At 43.9% G+C, this 21,702-nt stretch carries 20 protein-coding genes and 1 tRNA gene; 15 read left to right on the top strand and 6 right to left on the bottom strand.

From position 1 onward, the window contains the following. Positions 1 to 167: 167 nt before the first annotated feature. Positions 168 to 1,772, top strand: coding sequence for a response regulator (locus F7R24_RS07025; RefSeq protein ID WP_151670539.1), 1,605 nt, complete (start codon positions 168 to 170; stop codon positions 1,770 to 1,772). Between the two features lie 47 nt (positions 1,773 to 1,819). Next, on the top strand, positions 1,820 to 5,545 hold the full coding sequence (locus F7R24_RS14990) for an EAL domain-containing protein (RefSeq protein ID WP_420812982.1): 3,726 nt from the start codon (positions 1,820 to 1,822) through the stop codon (positions 5,543 to 5,545). Here F7R24_RS14990 and F7R24_RS07005 read toward each other — a convergent pair. The 4 genes from F7R24_RS07005 to flgA all read right to left on the bottom strand — a co-directional run bounded on the left by F7R24_RS07005 (position 5,505) and on the right by flgA (position 7,300). Beyond that, positions 5,505 to 5,580: transfer RNA gene (locus F7R24_RS07005), tRNA-Arg, on the bottom strand. The genes F7R24_RS14990 and F7R24_RS07005 overlap by 41 nt on opposite strands. Positions 5,581 to 5,630: 50 nt before the next feature. After that, positions 5,631 to 6,131: a flagella synthesis protein FlgN gene (locus F7R24_RS07000; protein WP_151670538.1), complete on the bottom strand. Its 501-nt coding sequence runs from the start codon at positions 6,129 to 6,131 to the stop codon at positions 5,631 to 5,633. Between the two features lie 39 nt (positions 6,132 to 6,170). Continuing rightward, positions 6,171 to 6,479 carry a flagellar biosynthesis anti-sigma factor FlgM gene (gene flgM / locus F7R24_RS06995; RefSeq protein ID WP_151670537.1) on the bottom strand — a complete coding sequence of 103 codons (309 nt, stop codon included), beginning with the start codon at positions 6,477 to 6,479 and terminating at the stop codon, positions 6,171 to 6,173. A 125-nt stretch (positions 6,480 to 6,604) separates the two neighbouring features. Beyond that, positions 6,605 to 7,300: a flagellar basal body P-ring formation chaperone FlgA gene (flgA, locus tag F7R24_RS06990; protein WP_151670536.1), complete on the bottom strand. Its 696-nt coding sequence runs from the start codon at positions 7,298 to 7,300 to the stop codon at positions 6,605 to 6,607. A 62-nt stretch (positions 7,301 to 7,362) separates the two neighbouring features. Here flgA and F7R24_RS06985 point away from each other — a divergent pair, with 62 nt between their 5' ends. From F7R24_RS06985 to flgL, 13 genes are all read left to right on the top strand, one after another. Then, on the top strand, positions 7,363 to 8,301 hold the full coding sequence (locus F7R24_RS06985) for a chemotaxis protein CheV (RefSeq protein ID WP_151670535.1): 939 nt from the start codon (positions 7,363 to 7,365) through the stop codon (positions 8,299 to 8,301). Between the two features lie 20 nt (positions 8,302 to 8,321). After that, on the top strand, positions 8,322 to 9,161 hold the full coding sequence (locus F7R24_RS06980) for a CheR family methyltransferase (RefSeq protein WP_206057492.1): 840 nt from the start codon (positions 8,322 to 8,324) through the stop codon (positions 9,159 to 9,161). 161 nt (positions 9,162 to 9,322) lie between these two features. Next, positions 9,323 to 9,727, top strand: coding sequence for a flagellar basal body rod protein FlgB (flgB, locus tag F7R24_RS06975; RefSeq protein ID WP_151670534.1), 405 nt, complete (start codon positions 9,323 to 9,325; stop codon positions 9,725 to 9,727). 2 nt (positions 9,728 to 9,729) lie between these two features. Continuing rightward, on the top strand, positions 9,730 to 10,167 hold the full coding sequence (gene flgC / locus F7R24_RS06970; RefSeq protein WP_151670533.1) for a flagellar basal body rod protein FlgC: 438 nt from the start codon (positions 9,730 to 9,732) through the stop codon (positions 10,165 to 10,167). 23 nt (positions 10,168 to 10,190) lie between these two features. Further along, complete coding sequence (locus F7R24_RS06965; protein WP_151670532.1) at positions 10,191 to 10,865, top strand: flagellar hook assembly protein FlgD; 675 nt, start codon at positions 10,191 to 10,193, stop codon at positions 10,863 to 10,865. A gap of 14 nt (positions 10,866 to 10,879) precedes the next feature. Beyond that, a complete protein-coding gene (locus F7R24_RS06960) occupies positions 10,880 to 12,919 on the top strand; it encodes a flagellar hook-basal body complex protein (protein WP_240776024.1) in 2,040 nt (679 codons plus the stop codon). Positions 12,920 to 13,094: 175 nt separating this feature from the next. Then, positions 13,095 to 13,838: a flagellar basal body rod protein FlgF gene (locus tag F7R24_RS06955; RefSeq protein WP_151670530.1), complete on the top strand. Its 744-nt coding sequence runs from the start codon at positions 13,095 to 13,097 to the stop codon at positions 13,836 to 13,838. Positions 13,839 to 13,863: 25 nt separating this feature from the next. Then, positions 13,864 to 14,649 carry a flagellar basal-body rod protein FlgG gene (gene flgG, locus F7R24_RS06950; RefSeq protein ID WP_151670529.1) on the top strand — a complete coding sequence of 262 codons (786 nt, stop codon included), beginning with the start codon at positions 13,864 to 13,866 and terminating at the stop codon, positions 14,647 to 14,649. Positions 14,650 to 14,673: 24 nt separating this feature from the next. Continuing rightward, a complete protein-coding gene (gene flgH, locus F7R24_RS06945) occupies positions 14,674 to 15,366 on the top strand; it encodes a flagellar basal body L-ring protein FlgH (protein ID WP_151670528.1) in 693 nt (230 codons plus the stop codon). A 12-nt stretch (positions 15,367 to 15,378) separates the two neighbouring features. Beyond that, a complete protein-coding gene (locus F7R24_RS06940) occupies positions 15,379 to 16,485 on the top strand; it encodes a flagellar basal body P-ring protein FlgI (protein ID WP_151670527.1) in 1,107 nt (368 codons plus the stop codon). Next, the gene (flgJ, locus tag F7R24_RS06935) at positions 16,486 to 17,526 is read left to right on the top strand and encodes a flagellar assembly peptidoglycan hydrolase FlgJ (RefSeq protein ID WP_240776022.1); all 1,041 of its coding nucleotides are present in this window, start codon (positions 16,486 to 16,488) and stop codon (positions 17,524 to 17,526) included. It begins immediately after the preceding gene. Positions 17,527 to 17,588: 62 nt separating this feature from the next. After that, complete coding sequence (gene flgK / locus F7R24_RS06930; protein WP_151670526.1) at positions 17,589 to 19,622, top strand: flagellar hook-associated protein FlgK; 2,034 nt, start codon at positions 17,589 to 17,591, stop codon at positions 19,620 to 19,622. A 10-nt stretch (positions 19,623 to 19,632) separates the two neighbouring features. Next, positions 19,633 to 20,880, top strand: coding sequence for a flagellar hook-associated protein FlgL (gene flgL, locus F7R24_RS06925; protein WP_151670525.1), 1,248 nt, complete (start codon positions 19,633 to 19,635; stop codon positions 20,878 to 20,880). A gap of 61 nt (positions 20,881 to 20,941) precedes the next feature. Here the strand turns inward: flgL and F7R24_RS06920 are convergent, their stop codons facing one another. Both F7R24_RS06920 and fliS read right to left on the bottom strand, forming a co-directional pair. Beyond that, positions 20,942 to 21,262 (bottom strand): hypothetical protein, encoded by a 321-nt coding sequence (locus tag F7R24_RS06920; RefSeq protein WP_151670524.1) that lies wholly within the window; start codon positions 21,260 to 21,262, stop codon positions 20,942 to 20,944. After that, the gene (fliS, locus tag F7R24_RS06915) at positions 21,259 to 21,693 is read right to left on the bottom strand and encodes a flagellar export chaperone FliS (RefSeq protein WP_151670523.1); all 435 of its coding nucleotides are present in this window, start codon (positions 21,691 to 21,693) and stop codon (positions 21,259 to 21,261) included. Before fliS ends, F7R24_RS06920 begins: the two co-directional genes overlap by 4 nt. Positions 21,694 to 21,702 lie beyond the last annotated feature (9 nt).

The following is a 21,702-nucleotide window of genomic DNA, read 5'->3' as shown; positions in this document are numbered from 1 at the left end:
CTTTAGTTACGATCTGATTATAGGTTAGATAAAATTAAAGTAAATATAACTAATGTATTATGTGCATATGCAAATAACTTATAAAGTCGCATTGCTAGTCAGGACTTCCCATCTATCGTTATACTAGAGTGACTATCCAAGTAGCGGCAAACTGGACTTAAGTACGCGTGAATCCAAGAAAAATTACCTATGCAGACAAACATGTCCTGTTGATAGAAAGCAGCGGCAATATGCGCGCCACGATTGTGCAGATGCTGCGGCAGTTGGGTGTCGCGAATATTAAACCTGTTACGGTCAACGCACGGGTGCTTGAGATTATTCAGGAAGAACGTTTTGATATTGTGCTGCTGGGCCACAATGCCAGTGACAAGGTCACCGGTATCCAGTTGCTAGAAGAGGCGCGCTACCGAAACTATATGCGCCCCTCTACTGGCTGGATCTTTATGACCAGCGATGCTTCTCAGCAAGTGATTCTGCATGCTATTGACAGTAATCCCGATTATTTACTGACCAAACCTTTTACTGTTGAAGAGTTAAAGCATCGTATTGATGCCTTAATTGTGCGTAAGCAACTGCTGAAAGACGTTGATGAAGCGGTAGAAAGAGGGGATTTAAAAACCGCTCTGAGTGCATGTGATCAAGTCTCTGTCACCGATCCCAGTTATGACTTTGCGCAACGCTATAAAGGGCGTCTTTTATTACAACTCAAGCGAGCGGATGAAGCGCTTAATTTGTTACAAGAGCGCTACTGGCAAAACTCTGATAAAGACACAGGCTTATTAATAGCCCAAGCTCTGTTAGCACTGAAGCAAGCTGATGCGGCGATACAGCAACTCCAAGAGTTAATCGAAAACCATCCATTGTTAGTGCCTGCTTTAGATCTGTTAGCACAAGCCTACGAAATGAATGGTGATTTGCAACAAGCTCGCGATGTTCTGCATGAGGCAGCTCGTAAATCACCCTTGGGTATTCCACGACAAATGGAGCTGGGGCGTATTGCGACACAAACGCGCACGCTGAACTTAGCAGAGGGTGCGTTTAAGCGATCGATCGTGTTAGGCCGCTCAAGTTGTTATAAATCTCCCGAGCCTTATCTTCGATTAGCTAATATCCGTCGATTAGAGATGCAGGATGCAGATAAAGATAAACAGATTGAATTACATAACGATCTTGATGCTTTACTGAATCATGCCCAGTTTAGTTTTCCCAAAGATGAATCGTTAAAAGTTAAATCACTTCTGATTCGCTCACAAACCTATAAAGATCTGGGCAAACAAGTGAAGGCGGATGGCCTACAGCGTGAAGCTGAGAAGCTAAATGCACAGTTGCCGGAGCCAATTGACTTAGCTAGAGAAGCGATTCTCTTATCCGGTGATGCCGTGCCTGTTCTTGAGGAAATGCCAGAGCAGACAGAAGCGAAAACTCGGTTGCCATACGATGAAGTCCTCAGCGATAAGATGAATCGGATGGCGATTCGTCACTACATGGCAGGAAAATATATTCAAGCCATGCGTTGTTTGAATATGGCAGCAGAGTATAACCCCACCAATACTGCCGCTATTCTTAATTTAGCCCAGCTCTATTTAGAAATCGCTCGTGATCAGCAAGAAAGACGTGAAGAGCGCTTAACCATGGTGAAACGTTTCATAAAACTCAGTTTAAAAATGCAATTGTCTGAAATTGCACAGATTCGCCAACATGAGTTGGTCGATCACCTCAGAAAACCCATAGATTCTCTTCCAAAAGGTTCATTAGGCGTGCTATTGCGCTAATATTAAGTAAAATAATTTTATAAAGTGAAATAGTAGGGAAGATAGCAATGTCGCTAAGGATGCTCAGCAAATTCCGAGCAGAGAAAATAGCCTTGTCCTATTTTCTGTTTGCCATGCTGTGGATCTTAACATCTGACTATCTCCTTGGCGTATTGGTCACAGATCCAGCGCTGCTTGTTTCAATCAGTACCTACAAGGGAATTCTGTTCGTTTGCACCACGGCTCTGCTACTCTACCTGGTCTTACGAGTCTGGTTTTTTTCACCTTCGATAAATAATGAAGCCACAGAACAACATGAAAGTCGAACCGGACTAGTCATGGTGTTTGCCGGCATGGCATTGCTGGTCCCTTTGTTATCACTGAGTGTGATACAGATTGCTCAACCTCAAGCGGTTCAATCTGCCCGAACTCATATTCAAATGATTGCAGAAATGAAGGCAGACTACCTAGATCAGTGGTTTTCCGAACGCACAAATCTGCTGGATATGATTGGCATGGATTATGCGCTGCAAGACTGGATTGCTGATTGGAATCAGCAGGCCACAAATAATACCGCAGTTAATCAACTGACGGGATATATCAACCGCCTGTATGCCAGTCATCAGTATGATGGTATTTATCTTTATCATATTGAAAAACAGCAAGCGCTCGCTGCTGGGATGGTTGGTTATCAAACCGGAGAACTTGATCATTTAATCGCTGAGGCGATCAATTCAGGTGATTCATTTTTTGCAGGAATCCATAAAACCCATTCTGGCTTGAGTTTTTCATGGGTATTACCGCTATTCGCTTCAGGTCAATATGCTGCTCCATCAGCGATCATGATATTAAGTATTGATCCAGAAACCTATCTTTACCCCAATTTGTCTCAATGGCCAGACGATAGCCATTCGGGAGAGCTTTTTTTACTGAAGTCGATCGATTCAAACCACTATACGTTATTAAGTCCAGTGAAATCCGAACACCTAGCAGTACTCTCGACGCTAGAGTATCGTGGTACAGAAGGGCTGGGTTATAACAATAGAGAGGTTATTGGTGCTTTAAAACCATTAACTCAAGTCGATTGGATGGTGGCTGCTCACCAAGAGCGTTCCGAAGTCCTCACGCCCATTTATATGATAGCCGCTTGGTTAGGCTTATTATCACTCGCGACTGTTATCAGTGTGATGTTCGCCTTACGTTTAGTGTGGCTGCAGCAGCGTCGGTTAGAAAAAGCAGCCTATCAAATGCAAACAGCTGAAAAAGAACAGTTGCTACTGAAGTTTTTTGAAATGCCTTTTGTTGGCATGGCAATCACCGATCCCAATACGGGCAAATGGTTGCAGTTCAATCCAGAGCTTTGCCGATTATTGGGCTATTCGGAAACTGAGCTTAAGGCATTAACTTGGCAAGCAGTGACTCATCAAGATGATCTGCAAATGGATCAGCAAGCCTTTGATCGCTTACACAGCGGTCAAGTGGATAGCTATACGTTAGAAAAACAATTTGTTCGTAAAAATGGCATGCCTTTTACAGCATTGCTTAATGTGGGGTCGGTTCGTTACCCTAGTGGACAGATGCAATACTGCATTGTGACGGTTCAAGATATCACCGATCAAAAGCGTCATGAATCTGAACTGATGCATCAGCGAGATCTATACAACACCTTGTCAGAAACCAACCAGACCATTATTCGCAGTCAGAGTGAAGATGAGGTGTTTTCTCAGGTCTGCAGAATTGCGGTTGTTTACGGCAAGCTACGTTATGCTGCTATTTTAAAAAAAGAAGGTGATAGTCTTAAATCCATTCATCACTATGGCGATCGCCCTTCAGATCTATTTAGTTATGATGAAACGTCTTGGTTTTTATTAAACACCGACTTTGAGTTAGCCAGTGTTATTCATAGTAGTGAATCTTTGGTTTTAAATCAGTTGAGTGATAAAGGATCAAAAGCTTACTTCCCCGTTCGTTTAGACGGTGAGGTGATCGCTGTCATGCTGTTGTCTGCCTACGATGCTGAGTTTTTTAGCCAAGATGTCGTCTCCACGCTAACGGAGATGGCAGACGATATTGCCTTCGCCATACGCTTTATTCAACAGGAAGATGCGCTAAGAGCCGCTGTTCAAGTGGTTGAAGCCAGTCCAGTGGTGCTGTTTCGCTGGGAGAACCTTCCTGGATGGCCAGTTTCTTATGTCTCTGCCAATGTCAGTCGTTGGGGTTACACAGCGGAAGAGTTTTTAACGGGGCTAGTGGATTTTAATGATCTTGTTTATCCAGATGACCGACAGTGGCTTAGAGATGAAGTGGCATTATTCCTATCTCAAAAACGAGAAGAGTACCTGCAGGAATATCGTATTTTGACCCGAGATAAAGCCATTATTTGGGTAGAAGATATTACTAAAGTGGTTTATTTAGCCGATGGCAGTGTGAAGTACATTGAAGGCGTGGTCACTGATGTGACTTCGCGTAAAACCATTCAGCAGCGCATTGAATTTTTGGCTCGCCACGATGCGTTAACCTCTCTGCCTAATCGAACCGATGTGTTGACTAATATTGAGACCAGAGGCAACAGTAGAACGGCTCTGTTAATGTTGGACCTAGACAGGTTCAAAGATGTGAATGATAGTTTTGGTCATAGAACGGGAGATCAGCTGCTCTGTGGTGTTGCAGAATTACTACGGTCAGTTTGTCCTACCGATGCGTTGTTAGCTCGTTTTGGTGGCGATGAGTTTGGTGTCTTGATTGATCGTAATCCTGAAGAGTTAAAAGAGATTGCCTTAACACTGATAGATGCTCTGAGGACGCCTGTTCGATTGCCAGATGGTATGGAGATTCGTATTGGTGCATGTATTGGCATTGCCATGTTGAGCGAGGCGGAGAGCAGCGCAGAAGAGTTACTTCGTCAAGCCGATGCTGCCCTATATAAAGCTAAAGAAGCGGGGCGTGAGCAATTCTGCTTCTACACCATTGAGCTAACACAAGCCGCATTAGTACGTTTGAATACAGAATCTTTACTACGTGAGGCAATGAACGAAGGACAGTTATCTGTCTATTTCCAGCCGCAAATCGACATTGCCTCTGGAAAACTCATCGGTGCTGAAGCACTGCTTCGTTGGAAAAATGAATCTGGTTTTATTTCTCCCGATACCTTCATTCCGGTTGCTGAGCAGAGTGGTTTGATTCATCCCATTGGCGAATGGGTGATGGATCAGGTTTGTCAGACTGGCAAGCGGTGGTTAGATAAGGGATATCCACCCATCACCTTGGCTGTAAATTTGTCATCTTTCCAATTGCGTCACGGCAATGTGGTCGAAATGATTCAAGGCATACTGCACAAATACCATTATCCGGCTGATTTGCTAGAGGTTGAGCTGACAGAAAGCGCGTTGATGAGACGTGAAGATGAAGCGGAACAAATCTTTGAAGTCCTGCAAGCCATGGGCGTTTCGTTGGCTATCGATGATTTTGGAACGGGGTACTCATCGTTATCTTATCTGAAAAATTTCCCGCTGAATGTGCTAAAGATAGACAAGAGCTTTATCCAGGATCTGCAATCCAATAAAAATGATCGAGAAATCACCGCTGCGATTATCGCCATGGGGCATACCTTAGGACTCAAAATTCTAGCGGAAGGCGTTGAAACAGAAGATCAGTTAATGCACCTAAAAGAATTAGGCTGTGATTATTATCAAGGCTATTTAACCAGTCCAGCAGTGACGATAGAACTGTTTGAAAAGCGGTTTTTGGCGACGATGGTCTCCCCACAGGGACTCGAACCCCGATCTGGCCCTTAGGAGGGGCCCGCTCTATCCAGTTGAACTATAGGGAGAAAAATAGATTGTATCGAGAATTCAATAGATCTGCCAGTTGTCAGAGCGATTAAGCCTTACCGATACGACGTTGAGCGGCATAATTTCCTTTACTACCACCGGTATCATACAGCACATTTGAACTTTGATGCCCTTGAAGCAGAGATAGCAGTTGATCAACGTTTTGCTTACTTCTAACTAAGATCTGCTCGTTACGTTTACTCGCAGTCCTAACGTCCATCAGTAACTTTTGCAATTGATGCCAGTCTGTCATTAGGGCTTCACGCTTAGTTTCCGGCATCAGTTGAGTAAATTCATCAAAGCCACTCTCTGATGGCGCAAAACCCGCTTGGACCAGAACACTATTACGCTCACGAATATTGGCTTCAATATTGAGTAGTAATTGATGTTTGGTTTGGGTGTTTAACTTGAGTGCTTCTAGATCACGCTGTTGAAGAACGAGTTGTTCCTGCTCCAACGTTTTTTGCAGGTCATCAAAAAGCAAACAACCCTGACGAGTCAGGGTCGAGAAAGAATCGAAAAGATCGTTAGCTTGCGGATCAATCGCCACGGTATGAGCCTATATTTAATGAGCTAGTTGATACTCATATTAGCTAAATAATTTCTCAAATTGTAGCATCTTATCAGCTACACGCTCAGCATTGATGCTAAAACTACCATCCGCGATAGCGGATTTAATTTCAGCGACACGCTCAGCGTTAAAGTCACTCTTGTCGTCTATCTGACGATTAGCAGACTGAATAGCTTGAACAGCATCACTCAAACGAACAGTATCCGCCTGCGTGGTTGCAGTGTCCGGCTTGCCATTCTTGGTGGCAACAGCATTGCTTTGATCGGCAGTTTTACTACGAGCCGCTGTCGTCTGATTGGAGGACAGGCCGTTCAGTTCAATAGCCATCCTGAATCACCTCTTTATCTGGTTATGCAAGTGTTATCGGTCAGTGCATCAACTTCTTTAGGATTATTTTAAATTTTTTTTGCACCTGCACAGTCATACTTAATAGTATACCGAAAATCTTTTGATTAAGGCACTTGGACTCTGCCGGGTGCTATGACTAGGGCACGAACTTCGTTACCACTATTTTCATTCAATACACGAATCTGTTGGTTAAGATTACCATCCTCAAGCGCAACGCCCACTGTTCTGATGACTAAAGATCCTCTTCTAGACTCAAGCGAGACTTGATCGCCTCGTTTGACTGCCAGCGCCACCTCGACCATACGTGTATTAATGACCTGATCACTGCCGATAGGACGGCGAACTTGTTTACCAACGACATCCTCCAGTTGGACAAAATAATCGCCATTTAGTCGGATAACATCTTGCTCGGATAGTCGAACATCAGTTGAGCTAATCACACTGTTTCGTGATAAGGGTCGGTTAGTAATGACCACATCCATTAATTGCCTGACTTGTGCCGTAACAAAAATACTCCAGACGGGAGAGTGGCAGTTAACACGAGCGGTGATACGTTGCCCGCTATTGAAGGGCAAGGTGATTTCAAGTGGCGTTAGGCAAGAAGGTAAGTCAAGTGAACGATTTACAGGATTTATTGCTGCTTCAACCCGGCTTTCTGGTAATCGTGTGTTAAACTCATTAATAATAGCTTCGTGAACTTGTCGTTCGATCAGTTCGGGAGACATTTGAGCACTAGCGGACATGGCAAAGAAAAAATTAGCCAAAAACAATGCAACTAGTGTTAAATTAACTTTATTCACGGATATCCTGTCTCGACGGGAAAACCAACTCTGGTAAAAGACGGCTTGAGGTTTATTGAATCATGTCAGGTATATTGGATAGTGTAAACCTTCGAACACAGATGGTCGGTCAGAATCGTCTAGAGCTACTCCTGTTTGGTCTGGAAACGGATCAGCGTTATGGCATTAACGTGTTCAAAGTAAGGGAAGTGTTACAGTGCCCTAGTTTGACCGAGGTCCCTCGTAAAACTACCGTTATTAAGGGTATGGCACATATACGTGGCGAGACTATTCCAGTGTTGGATCTGTCTGAAGCTATCGGACGTCCGCCTATTCCTGAATCGGAAGAGCGCACCTGCTTCTTAATTGTTGCCGAATACAACAAGCGCACACTTGCGTTTTTGGTTCGTAGAGTCGACCGTATTTTGAATACCAATTGGGATCAAATTATGGCTCCTCCAGCTGAAATAGGTTCAGATAACTATCTGACCGCTGTTTTTGAATATGAAGGTAAGTTGATCGAAATTATCGATGTGGAACAAATTCTTGCTGATATTTATCCGGCTTCTACGATTGTCAGTGATGATATCGCCACTAAAGAAGTGAGAACACAAGCCGAACAGCACCGTGTTTTAATTTGTGATGATTCTCAAGTTGCGCGCACGCAAATGATTCGCAGTCTTGAAAGTATGGGCTTGAAAGTTACGGTCGCTAATAATGGACGTGAGGCATGGAATCTTCTTAAAGATCTTGCAGAACGTGATGTCGATGTTGCTACCCATTTCCTCATGTTGATTTCTGATCTTGAAATGCCCGAGATGGATGGCTACACCTTAACCTCAATGATTCGCAGCGATACGCGCATGGATAAGATGCATGTGATACTTCATTCATCCTTAAGCGGTGGTTTTAACGTATCGATGGTTAAAAAAGTCGGTGCAGATGGATTCTTAGCTAAGTTCAATCCCGATGACCTAGCTAAAGTTGTTGTTAAACGTATTAACGCTGTCAATCAACGCTGATGCCGAATAGGTGGTATTGAGTGAAAACTGGATTCACAATCAGTTCTGAAGAGTTTAAAGGCTTTAGCCAATTTCTTGAAAAGAGCTGTGGCATTTTGTTGGCAGAACACAAACAGTATCTGGTTCAAAGCCGCCTGAGTCGAATTATGCAGAAAGAGGGGTATAGCACGCTTTCTGAATTAATTCGTCGTCTAAACCAACCGGGTAACTCCACCATCAAAGAACAAGTCATTGATGCGATGACCACAAACGAGACGTTGTGGTTTAGGGATATTCACCCTTACGATATTTTGAAAAACCAGCTGCTGACTGAGTTGAGTAGTAACAACAGTTTTCAAAAATTACGTATTTGGTCTGCGGCTTGCTCTACAGGGCAGGAACCTTATTCTATTAGCATGATTATTGAAGAGTTTCGACAATCAAAACCTGGTGCCTTTTCGTCAGGACAAGAAATTGTTGCAACGGATATTTCTTCCACTGTTCTGGATCAGGCCCGCAAAGGTGAATATGAAATGCTGGCGCTTGGACGAGGATTGTCGCAGGACAGATTGACTCGTTTTTTCACTAAGACCTCTGAAGGTTCTTGGCAGATTAAGCCTGAAGTGCGTAATCGAGTTAAGTTTCAAAGCCTAAACCTGCTGGGTCCCTATTCAAGCTTAGGGCAGTTCGATATTGTCTTTTGTCGTAACGTGTTGATCTACTTTTCATCTGATGTGAAGAACGATATTTTGCGCAAAATACATAAGCAATTAAAACCTGGTGGTTATTTGATTTTGGGTGCATCTGAATCGCTATCAGGATTACCCGATCTATACAAAATGATTCATTGCCGCCCCGGCATTATCTATCAGGCGATCTAGTCTTGCCGCATAAGTGGCAAAACAGGGTGGCAGGCACTTGCCGCTTTAATCGACATCAACGACCCTAGTCACATCAGAAGCCCGTTATAGCGGGCTTTTCTATTTCTGGCATACAAGTTGCTTTATTAAAGACAAAGTCACAAAGAATTTGGAAAGCAACCATGGCATTTAGTTTTGATTCAGCACTCGGACCCCATGCAGACGCATTGGTATTGCGTGCGCGTCGAGCTGAAGTGTTGGCAAATAACATTGCTAACGCAGATACCCCAAACTTCAAAGCAAGGGATATCGACTTTGCCGCTGTGTTAGAGGGTGTTCAAGGTGGTCAACAATCACCACTGAAGTTGGCCACCACACAGTCAAGGCACCAAAGCCAAATAGCCGATCCAGATTTTGCCGCTGACTTGATGTACCGGATACCACATCAACCAGCCGTTGATGGAAACACCGTTGAAGTTCAAGAAGAGATGGCACGTTACACCGACAACGCCCTGCGTTATCAAGCCAGTTTTGAATTCTTGAACAGCAAGTTTTCAGGCCTAACCAAAGCAATTAAGGGTGAATAACGATGTCACTATCTAACGTCTTTAATATCTCTGGTTCAGCAATGAGTGCTCAAACCATCCGTTTGAACACTACCGCCAGTAATATGGCCAATGCGCAGAGTGTCAGTTCTAGCGAGGGTGAAACCTATCGTGCTAGACACCCTGTTTTCGCTTTGAAAGCGCCTGAGCCAGAACAGATGCCAATCACTCAGCAGGGTTTGGTTCCAGGTCAGGGTGTTCAGGTTTTAAGAATAGTTGAAAGCCAAACCGATCCACGTATGACATACGAGCCAGATCATCCGCTGGCGGACGAGCGTGGTTATGTGTACTACCCGAATGTGAACATTGTTGAAGAGATGGCCGATATGATTTCGGCATCACGTTCTTTTCAAATCAATGCTGATGTGATGAATACAGCGAAACAGATGCTTCAGCAGACCTTAAGATTGGGTCAGCAGTAAATAGAATTTAAGAGGAAATCGTCATGAGCACGATTAACAACAATCCGAACAACAACGTCTTTGATCAGATCAATCAGGCGAATCGTCAAACCAGCACTCGCCAGGTCGATAAGTCTGACGATCAGATGTTTATGAAGCTGATGATCGCACAGTTGCAGAATCAGGACCCCACCAGTCCTGCTGATACCAGTGATTTTATGCAGCAGATCTCTAGCATGACCATGGTTGAAACCATGACAGAAATGTCAAGAACCTTTCAGACCATGAGTAACAGTTTGCTGAGTAGCCAAAGCGCATTACAAGCGTCATCCATGGTCGGTCAACGGGTTTTTATCAATTCAGATATTGCCAATTTGAGTCAGCAGGGCGGTGCATTGCCTGGAACCGTGAGTTTAGAATCGAGTACTACGGACCTTCGCATCTCTATCTATGATCGAGGCGGTTCGTTAGTGGATCGTGTGAATATGGGGCAAACTCAAGCGGGTGAACGAAGCTTCGTGTGGAATGCTTCTGAAGAGGTTCCAGCGGGTAGTTATCAGATTATTGCAGAAGCCTTTGATGGCGAAAAATACAAACAAGTGGATACCTGGATGCCCTTTACCGTGAACAGTGTGTCACTGGGACAAAACGGCATCGGTATGAAAGTGAATACAGCAATTGGCAGCATCGACTTTAAAGATGTGAAGCAGCTAGGCTAAGTGAGGGTAAAATCATGTCATTCAATACAGCAATTACAGGTCTAAAAGCCGCTTCCACTATGTTGGATGTGACAGGTAACAACATTGCCAACGTCAGCACCACTGGCTTTAAGTCTTCACGAACTGAGTTTGCAGATATTTATGCGACTTCAGTTGTGGGTGCTGGCTCGAGCAATAGTCCGGGTTCGGGCGTAACTGTTGCAGGGATTTCTCAAGACTTTAGCGCTGGTACTATCGAATTTACCAACAATAACTTAGATCTTGCTATCAATGGTTCTGGGTTCTTTCAGTTAAGTGATGGGCAAGGTAGTACTACCTACACTCGTGCAGGGGCTTTCGAACTAAATAAAGACGGGCAGATTATATCTAAGTCAGGTAAGTTCTTGCAGGGTTATGGATTAGACCAAGAAGGTAACAGGTTGCCAATAGGTAATTTGCAGGTATCACAGAAAGAAAGTCCTCCGAAAGCTACAGAGTCTATAGATTTATCATTCAATATTGATGCTAGGTCTGATGCTACTAGGCTTTTACCAGAATATGACAAAGATGAACCAGGCTCCTTTACTTATACAACTACAGTAAGAACTTTTGACAGTCTTGGTAATGAACAAACTGTAAAGTTTAACTTTGTTGAGCAACAACCTGTAAGACAGGAGTTTAGCTATATTTTGTCCGACTTGCTTAGTGCTCCAGGTAACAATACCCTGACTATTTCAGGTGTTGAGCTTGATATTACTTCTGATTTCTCTGAAACCCCTCCAGGGTCAAATATTTTTAACCTTAATACAGGAAATGCAATCACACCAAATGGGGATTTATTACTACGGACGGACCCAAGAATAGACTTGGCTTCAGTTAGTATTGATAATTCTGGTGCTAGCCCTATATTAACCTTTGATTTTAAGTCTCAATATACTGATTCAGGCAGTGTTCTTGTTCGTGATACCAGCACAGCTGCAGGTATTGCTGGATCTGTTGTTGCTCCAGATGATGTCTCGAAAAGACCATCAAATGAAGTTAGAAAATATGCATTATCTTTGGATCCAGCGAATACAGAGGGGTCAATAAGTATTGGCGGCGTTCCAATTCAAGTTACTGGTACAATGACGCAAGCAGAATTAGAAGCGGCTATCAGATCCAATGAACCGAGAATTTTGGATAGAAATCCAGATATCGAATCAGTAGCAATTGTTGATGGATCTATACCTGGCACTCGTGAGATAGAAATTACATTTAGAGCGTCTGCTGGAGATGTTCCTGATAATCAATTTAGACCTGAAGTTACAGTTAATTCGGGTTTTTTAATTGTCGGTCAGCAAACATACACTTCAGGTACTAACTTGGCTACTCCAAACGAAGTAGTTGAAGGTGATAGGGGATACTTGGGTCACTATCGTGCTTATGCATATTTAAATAATGAAGAATTGCTTGATATTGGTAAGAGACAAGATCCCGGTACTGGAACACTTACGGAGCCAGGTTCAATTCTATTATCCTTTAGACCTGAAAGTGGTCTGTTAAATGGTATTAATGTTTTTGGTGGAAATGGTGTATTTACTCCAGGTACTCAAGTGCCAGCGATTACTATCCAAGGTGCTGATCCAGCTAACCCTAATACAAATATACGTTTAGATTTAACTAACTCAACACAATTTGCATCTGCTTCAATTGTTAAAAACCAACAGCAAGATGGTTATACCAAGGGTGATTTGATTGGTGTAACCTTTGCTCCTACCGGCGAAATGATTGCATCTTTCAGTAATGGTCAAAACCAATCCCTAGGTGTCGTAGCATTTGCGACTTTTGAAAACCAAGATGGCTTGCAGCCTTCAGGTGATACTGAATGGATTGCTACCTTGGCTTCAGGTAATGCAATACTTAACCCGCCGGGTACTGGTTTGAATGGTACGTTGCGTTCAGCTGCCTTAGAGCAGTCAAACGTTGATCTGTCTACCGAGTTGGTAAACTTGATACAAGCACAGCGTAACTTCCAGGCAAGTTCTAAAACGTTAGAGACTGCCAACAACATTACCCAGACTATCTTGAATATCTAAGTTTTTTATTGGAGTTCGTTCTGAACGAGCTCCAATTCTTTTTTGAAAGCACTCCTTCCTGATACTCACCTCTATGGTTTTTTCTCTCCTTATCCTTGATGGCACACTCCTTGCTTAATATCTATTAGTCCCGATAAAAGCGGCAAGCCGCAACCGCCGCGATAAGGAGTGGATAATGGATAAAGTGTTATATCTGGCAATGACTGGCGCACGCGAGAATATGAACGCGCAGCAGATACGTGCCAATAACTTAGCCAACGTTACGACGACTGGTTTCAAGCAAGATTTTGAGCAAGCTAGAGCGATGCGAGTGTTCGGTGATGGTCAGGCATCGCGAGTCTATGCTATGGCGGAGTCTCCCGGAACCAATCGTGCCTCCGGTACCTTGCAACAAACAGGGCGTGATCTTGATATTGCAGTTGTGGGTGGTGGTTGGATTGCTGTTCGAGCACCCGATGGAACAGAGGGTTATACCCGTGCTGGTGAACTGCAAATCAATGCCGCAAACCAATTAGTGACTGGCAGTGGTTTGCCTGTTATTGGTAATGGAGGTATTCCGATCGTGATTCCTCCGGCTGAAAAAGTGCAAATAGCCAATGATGGGGCAGTAACCATTCGTCCCCTCGGTGATGGTGCGGCTGAACTTGCCTTGGTTGATGTCATTAAAGTGGTTGAGTTAGATCCGGCGACTTCATTTAAAGGGACTGAAGGTTTAATGCGAACCAATGATCAACAGCCTCTGCCACCATTAATCAATAGACAGATTCGGTCCGGTTATCTCGAAACCAGTAACGTTAATGCGGTTGAAGAACTCACTGCCATCATCGGCTTATCTCGACAATATGAGATTCAAATAAAGATGATGAAAACAGCCGAAGAGAATTCTAGCTCAGCTGCACGTGTGTTGCAGCTTAGCTAATACGATATAAAAATAGGGGAATAACATGCACGGTGCACTTCACGTCGCAAAAACAGGGTTAAGCGCTCAGGATACCAATCTGCGCGTTATCTCCAATAACTTAGCCAACGTCAGTACGGTCGGCTTTAAAAAAGATCGTGCCGTCTTTGAAGATCTGCTCTATCAAATACGCCGTCAACCAGGCGCACAGAATGCTGATGATGCACAGTTGCCATCGGGTTTACAGTTGGGTCATGGTGTCCGTACCGTCAGTACGCAAAAAATGTTTGATACCGGTGACTTGCAGATTACCGATAGAACCTTCGATGTGGCCATCAATGGTCGTGGTTTCTTCCAAGTTGTTCAGCCGAATGGCGATATTGCTTACACCCGAAATGGTCAATTCCATTTGAATGGTGATGGGCAAATTGTGACAGCAGAAGGTTATCTGCTAGACCCTGAAATAGCACTTCCCGGTGAAGTGGTTAATTTTAGTGTTGGCGTCAATGGCATCGTAACAGCAGTCATTGCAGGTGATCCCAATCCACAGGTGTTAGGGCAAATTGAGTTAGCAGACTTTGTAAACCCAGAAGGTCTTCAAGCGGTGGGGCAAAACCTGTTTATCGAAACAGCAGCGAGTGGCCCCGCAAACGTACTCAATCCCGGTGAAGATGGCGTTGGTATCTTAAAGCAAGGAATGTTAGAGGGCTCCAACGTTAATGCGGTTGAAGAGCTAGTCAATATGATTACTACGCAGCGTGCTTATGAGATCAACTCCAAGGTGATCTCAACCGCAGATCAGATGCTGTCGTTCGCAACGCAGCAGCTTTAATGAGTGAAGTGTGAGGGTAGTATGATGAAACTAACGATAAGTCCATCAATTAAAATAGGATTAATGCTGGGGATGTTGGCGCTGTTATCTGGTTGCGTTAACAAAGCTCCAAAACCAGATAACCCCTATTATGCACCGGTTCAGATGCCAAGCTTTGAAACACCAAAGCCTATTAATGGTGCTATCTTTCATGCTTCCACGAATCGAGATATCTACAGTGATGGTCGTGCGCTGCGTCCAGGTGACATTATCACCATTAACTTAACTGAGCGTACCCAGTCGAGTAAGCAATCCAGTACCAGTTTAGATAAAAGTACCGACGTAAACCTACCGGTACCGAATGTCATGGGTGAACCCTTAACCGTATTTGGAAGAGAGTTATCAGCAGGAGTAGGTGGTGATAGCAGCTTCTCAGGTGACTCATCCTCGAATATGCGAAACCAGTTAAGCGGCAATATCACAGCAACCATCCATGAAATCTATCCGAATGGAGTGATGTTGGTTCGAGGTGAGAAGTGGGTGACTTTAAACCAAGGTGATGAATATATTCGAATTAGTGGTCTTGTTAGGCCTCAGGATATTCGCGCCGATAATACCGTTGATTCAACCCGTTTAGCCGATGCAAGAATTACCTACAGTGGAACGGGTGCAACAGCCGATGTAAACGTGATGGGCTGGTTAGGTCGATTCTTTATCAGCGCATTAATGCCCTTTTAAGTGAGGTGTAAAATGAAAAAGTTACTCTTTATCGCACTGGTTTTGTTATTCAGTATTGAATCTGCGCTAGCCAATGTGAACACCTCACGTCTGAAGGATTTGATTACGGTGTCCGGTGTTCGTGATAACCAATTGGTCGGTTATGGATTGGTGGTGGGTTTAGATGGTACGGGTGATAGTCGTGCGAATTTTACCTCACAAACCTTTCGTAACTTGCTTAACAACATGGGCGTGGCTATGCCGCCCAATGTGAATCCTCAGTCTAAAAATATTGCGGCAGTCGCGATACATGCCAATTTGCCACCCTTTGCAAAGCCGGGTCAAACCATCGACATCACCGTGTCAACGATTGGTGATGCGAAAAGTCTTCGTGGTGGTTCCTTATTGATGGCACCCATGAAAGGTGCAGATGGACAAGTTTACGCCATGGCACAAGGTAATTTGATTGTTGCCGGTTTTGGTGCCGAAGGTCGTGATGGATCACGTGTTTCGGTGAACGTACCCAGTGTCGGTCGAATTCCAAACGGTGCCACCGTCGAGCGTGAAGTGCAAAGTGGTTTTACCCAAGGTGATAGCTTAACGCTCAATCTAAAAACACCTGACTTTACTACGGCCAGAACCGTATCGGATCAGATTAATGGACTGTTGGGGCCAGGTGTTGCCATGGCGTTGGATTCCACTTCCATACGTGTTCGCGCACCTCGTGATCCATCCCAGCGCGTTAGCTTTATGTCGGTGTTGGAAAATCTACCGATTGAAACGGCTGAAGAAACCGCTAAGGTGATAATTAACTCACGTACTGGCACAATAGTGATTGGACAGCATGTGCGAGTCTCTCCTGTGGCGATCACTCACGGTGGTTTGACAGTGAATATCACTGAAAACCTAGATGTTGATCAGCCCGGTGCGTTAGCCGGTGGGCAAACGGTCGTGACTCCTCGTACAGAGCTAGAAATTGATGAAGGTTCAGGGCGTATGTTTGAGTTTTCACCTGGAGCTTCTTTGCAGGATATCGTTGAAGCGGTAAATAACGTCGGTGCTGCACCTGGCGACCTGATGGCGATATTAGAAGCGTTAAAACAAGCCGGCGCTCTGCGCGCTGAGTTAGTGGTGATCTAAATGGTAACGGGTAAACCTCCTGTCATGACGCAAAGTCCTCAGTTTTACACTGAGCTGAACCAGCTGAATGATTTACGCAGAAAAGCGAAAACCGATGAGCAAGCAGCACTTAAAGAAGTTGCTCAGCAGTTTGAGCAGATTTTCTTAAGCATGATGCTGAAAAGTATGCGTGATGCGAATGCATCTTTTGGTGAGGATAACCCGTTCAACAGCAATAACACCCGCTTTTTCCAAGACATGTATGACCAACAACTGACACTTGATATGTCAGGGAAAAGCGGTATGGGCTTGGCGGATGTCATGGTGCGTCAGCTTAGCCAGCATAGTGATGTGAGGACGACCAAAGGTCGTGACGAACAAGAACGTCCATTGACCGAAGCAGAGATGCTCATTAATCGTGCTATGAACCTTACAGCCGGTATGGCGGCATCAGCGGTGCTTGGGCAGGCTCAATCAAGTCCATCACTTAACAGCAAGGCGGCCGAAGCTAATGCCGATGAAGCCAATCGAGTGGAAGCGGTTAAGCCACAGCGCACCACTGTTAATGTTGAAAATTTACCGAAACGTTTTGAGTCGCCTCAAGAATTCGTGGATAGCCTGCTGCCCTTAGCTGAAGAAATGGCTGGCGAGTTAGGTGTTGATCCACGAGTATTATTGGCACAAGCCGCACTAGAAACTGGTTGGGGCCGACACATCATTAATGGCAGTAACAACCTGTTTAACATCAAAGCGGACAGTCGCTGGGCAGGCGAACGCGTTAGCGTATCAACACTTGAGTATCGTAATGGTGTTGCAGCCCCTGAAATGGCTGCTTTCAGAGCTTATGGTTCCTACGCAGACAGCTTCCGTGATTATGTGGATTTCCTAAGAAGTAATCCGCGTTATAAACAAGCATTAGAAAATACGGCAAACCCAGCGACGTTTGTGCGAGAGCTGCAGGCAGCCGGTTATGCAACCGATCCCAATTATGCGTCGAAAATTGAACGCATTTTTAATGGAAATATTCTTGCGCAAGCGGGTCGAGAGTCTCAAGAAGGCTGACTATTGGCCGATATATAGAGTTACATATTGCCTTTAAATACTAAAAGGCATGGAGGAAAAAAATGACCTACGGCATCTTAAATATTGGTACGCAAGCACTGAAGTCAAATCAGTCTGCGCTGTCTGTTGTTGGTCAAAACATCGCCAACGTCAATACGCCAGGTTATTCGCGTCAGCGTGCCGAGTTTTCCTCTCTTTCTGGCATTGGTGGGGTAGAGATAGCAAATATTTCAAGGATTGCTGATCAGTTTCTGACTCAACAAATCTATTCCGATACCTCAACGTTTAGTAGAGCCCAATCCTTTGAGCGTTTGTACAATCAATTAGATAATCTTCTAGCTTCCGATGTTACAAGCGTATCCATTGCGATGGACAAATACTTTGGTGCATTACAAACGGTCGTAGATGATCCCATTAGTCTTCCAGGTAGAGAGCTCTTCCTTGCCGAGGCCGACTCACTGGTTAGGCGCTTCAATGACTTAGGTGCAAATCTGGAAAGACAAAATCGAACAGTGAATGGTGAGCTTGAAAGTTCAATTGATCAAGTGAATGCCATTGCGCAGAACATAGCAAACTTAAATGATAAGCTTAGAATTGCCTCTGCTGCTGGAGTGCAAATCAACGAACTGGTCGATAAGCGCGAAGCTGAGTTACAGCGATTGGCCGAGTATGTTGACTTCACCACCATAGAGCAACGAGGCTCTAATATTGTTGATGTGTTTATAGGTCAAGGTGAACCACTTGTCATTGGACAATCCGCAAATCGTTTAGTCGCAACAACAGATCTTAATGATTCCGGTAGAGTCAACGTAGCTCTACAGACAGGAACTCGCAGTATTATCGATGTAACGGATCGAATCAGTGCAGGGAAAATAGGTGGATTGATTGACTACCGTTCAGCAAATCTTGATAGGGTTCGTGATGAAATAGGGATTATAGCCTTAACTTTTGCTGAAACTATGAATCAACAGCACCAAAAGGGTATGGATCTAGATGGTCAACTTGGTGGACTTATATTCAACAACCTAACAGGTGAACGTTCAGATAGACTCTTAGCCAGTGGTAAAAACACGGGTGTCGCATCAGGCAGTGTGAGTATTACAGATGTTACCAAGCTAAAAGCGAGTGAGTATCGAGTCATTTTTAATGAGTCGAATGGTTTTAATTTGGTTAGAGAATCTGACGGAAAGATATGGAATAACAATTCTCTAACTAATGTAGCCGTCAATGCTGTTGAGGCAGATGGACAGTTTTCACGTGATACATCGACAGGTGAGTTAACTATACGTATTGATGGTATTGAAATTAAACTTAATCCGGCCACTGATTTTGCTTTTGGAGATAGTTATAAAATTCAAGCAGCAAGGAGTGCTGCTTCAGATCTTAGACTTGAATTAAACGATGCTCGTCAATTAGCTTTAGCAAATCCCGTCAAGGTTGAATCAGGATTCAATAATAGAGGTACCGGTGTTGCGCTAGTAGAAGTAACCGACATCACCTCTACATCATTTGCCGCGCAGTCAGGCGAATTAACGCCACCATTGCAGGTCGTGTTCAGTGAAACTGCTGGTTCTTTAACCTATAGTATTTTTGATGTCACGGATCCAAATAGCCCTGTTTTATATGAAATGGAACCACCAATACCGCCTGCCACCTCGAATCCATTTGCACAAGACGAACCTTTTACACCCGGTCAGTCAATCGAATTAAATGGCTTTAAATTAACCATCAATAACCGTCCAGTAATGGGTGATAGATTTGATATTGGTTACAATACTGCTGGCGTGTCAGATAATCGTAACGCATTAGCGATGTCTAATTTGCAACAAGCGAAATTATTAAATGGTGCATCCTATCAAGATCGTTATGGACAAGTAGTAGAACGTGTCGGTAGTCAAACCGCAGTAGCACAAATTAATAGTCAGTCGAGTAAGTCTGTTTTAGATGCAACAATAATGCAACGCGACTCAATTGCCGGCGTTAATTTAGATGAAGAGGCAGCTAAACTGGTTCAGTTCCAGCAAGCTTACATTGCTTCATCACAAATTATTCGTGCTTCTCAAACTATCTTTGATGCACTGATAAGCGCAGTGTAAGGAGCCGAACATGAGAATTTCAACTAACCAGATATTTACCGGTAATGTAAATAATCTTAGTAGGGCAAATGCAGAGCTTTTTAAAACTCAGCAGCAGATCTCTACAGGTAAAAAAATACTTCAGCCATCAGATGACCCACTGGCATCAGCACAGATCATTAAGTTAAAGCAAGAGCTAGCGAGAACCGAGCAGTTTCAAAGCAATATTGAAGTCACCGATCGTCGTTTAGGCTTGCAAGAAATAGCGCTGGGTCAAATATTTAATGATACGGTTCGTTTAAAAGAACTGACGATACAAGCAGGAAGCCCTGCGTTAACGGATAATGACCGTCAAGCGCTTGTCGCTGAAGTCAGAGAGATCGTTAACCAGTTACAAGGTCAGATGAACTCAAGAGATACTCAGGGTGAATACCTATTTTCAGGGTTTAAAGGAAATACACAGGCCTATCGTTATGATCAGGCAACAGAACGCTATATCTTCCAAGGAGACAGTGGTCAGAGATCAATACAAGTTGGGCCAAACAATATCATTACTGCAACAGATTCAGCGGTACAGGTGTTCGAGTCAGTTCAGCCTGTCAATGTTCCTGTCTTGGACAATGCCGATGGCTTAGTTTCAAACCTCTATGTCACAAACTTTGCAGAGTTTGAACAAAGTACCGAGGGTGTGGCTTTTAATATCAGTCTCAACGATGCTGGATTGCTAACGATTACATCAACACCGGCAGGTCAGCCTGTATTTTCAGATGATCAGCCGCCTATTGATTTAACGAATGTCGGTATCAATGTCGAGGCAGGCGATACGGTTAAATTTGCAGGGGTTCGCTTTGATGTGCAAAGTTTGCCAGCAGCGGGTAACACCTTTAGCGCAGACCTGAGCTCTCGTCCAGAGAGATCGAGTATTCTTAATACCGCTTTAAAGTTAGAGCAAGGTCTTAGTCAGATTAGTACAGGTACCGAAGCAGGTAAGGCCGCCTTGGGTGAGTTATTAGCAAGAACGCTAAAAGAAATAGAAGCAACCAGCGAACTTAATTTGCGTGCCAGGGGCTCGATCGGTGCCAGGATGAATGCATTAGAGTCACAGCAGCGAGTTAATGAAGACTTTGAATTATTTACGCGGACGGCGTTATCTAGTTTTGAAGATCTGGATTATAACGAAGCAATCAGCCGTTTTACTTTACAACAAACGGTCTTAGAGGCTGCTTATTCAAGCTTTAACCGAATCAGTAACTTGAGTTTATTCAACTTCATCCAATAAGTGGATAAATGCCTTAGTGCGCTATAAGTAGTAAACGCTAAAAATTTATAGAGTGAGTGTGCTAAGGTAAATTATGGTAAGCGTTAATACCCGCTTGAACTTTTTGCTGCTTTTTATGTGCTTCAGAAATGGCATCTCTTCTCTTGATAAATGCCTCTCTTAATACAAGGTTCATTTCTTTAAGTTCATCAAGATAACTTTCTGCAAAGCTTGGATCGCCAAGAATGTCATTAACATTCATGGACTGCGCTAAAGCAGTCCATTGATTAAGTAACTTATCGGCTTCAACAATTTCATCAAGCGGTGAATTTGCTAACAAAAGTAGTGCGTTATGGCACTCCCTAGCAGCCTCTATCTTTGCTTGCCAGGCTTCCTTGTTCATGGGTTGACAGAAGAAGGGTTGTTATTTTCTTTTTTAATTGCAGTGCGCTGCTCTTCAGGGATAGCATCCCAACCACTTTTTATCTCAACGAGAATATTGAGCACTTCATCCAGTTTATTCACATTACCCTGTAGGTTCGCTTCTATTAAGCATCGAAGTACATACTCGTAGAGTGCAAACAAATTAGCAGATACAGGGTTCGTCTCTAGATCGCGCAGACAGGCTTGTAACTCACCAACAATCGCGATGGCGCGGCTGATTGCTAAACCTCTGGCCTCAATGTCATTCCTTGATAAAGCGCCTTTTGCGGTTGCAGTTTGTTTTAAAGCACCTTCAAATAGCATACTGATTAATCGGTGCGGCGATGCGTGCTCTATCTCTGAGCTAATATTGATTTGCTGATAAGCTTGAGTAGCGCGATGCATGTTCATAACGATGGC

Source organism: Nitrincola schmidtii (genome assembly GCF_008973715.1).
Taxonomy (GTDB): domain Bacteria; phylum Pseudomonadota; class Gammaproteobacteria; order Pseudomonadales; family Balneatricaceae; genus Nitrincola; species Nitrincola schmidtii.
The sequence above is the reverse complement of the archived record's forward strand: the minus strand, read 5'-3'. Positions and strand labels throughout refer to the sequence as shown.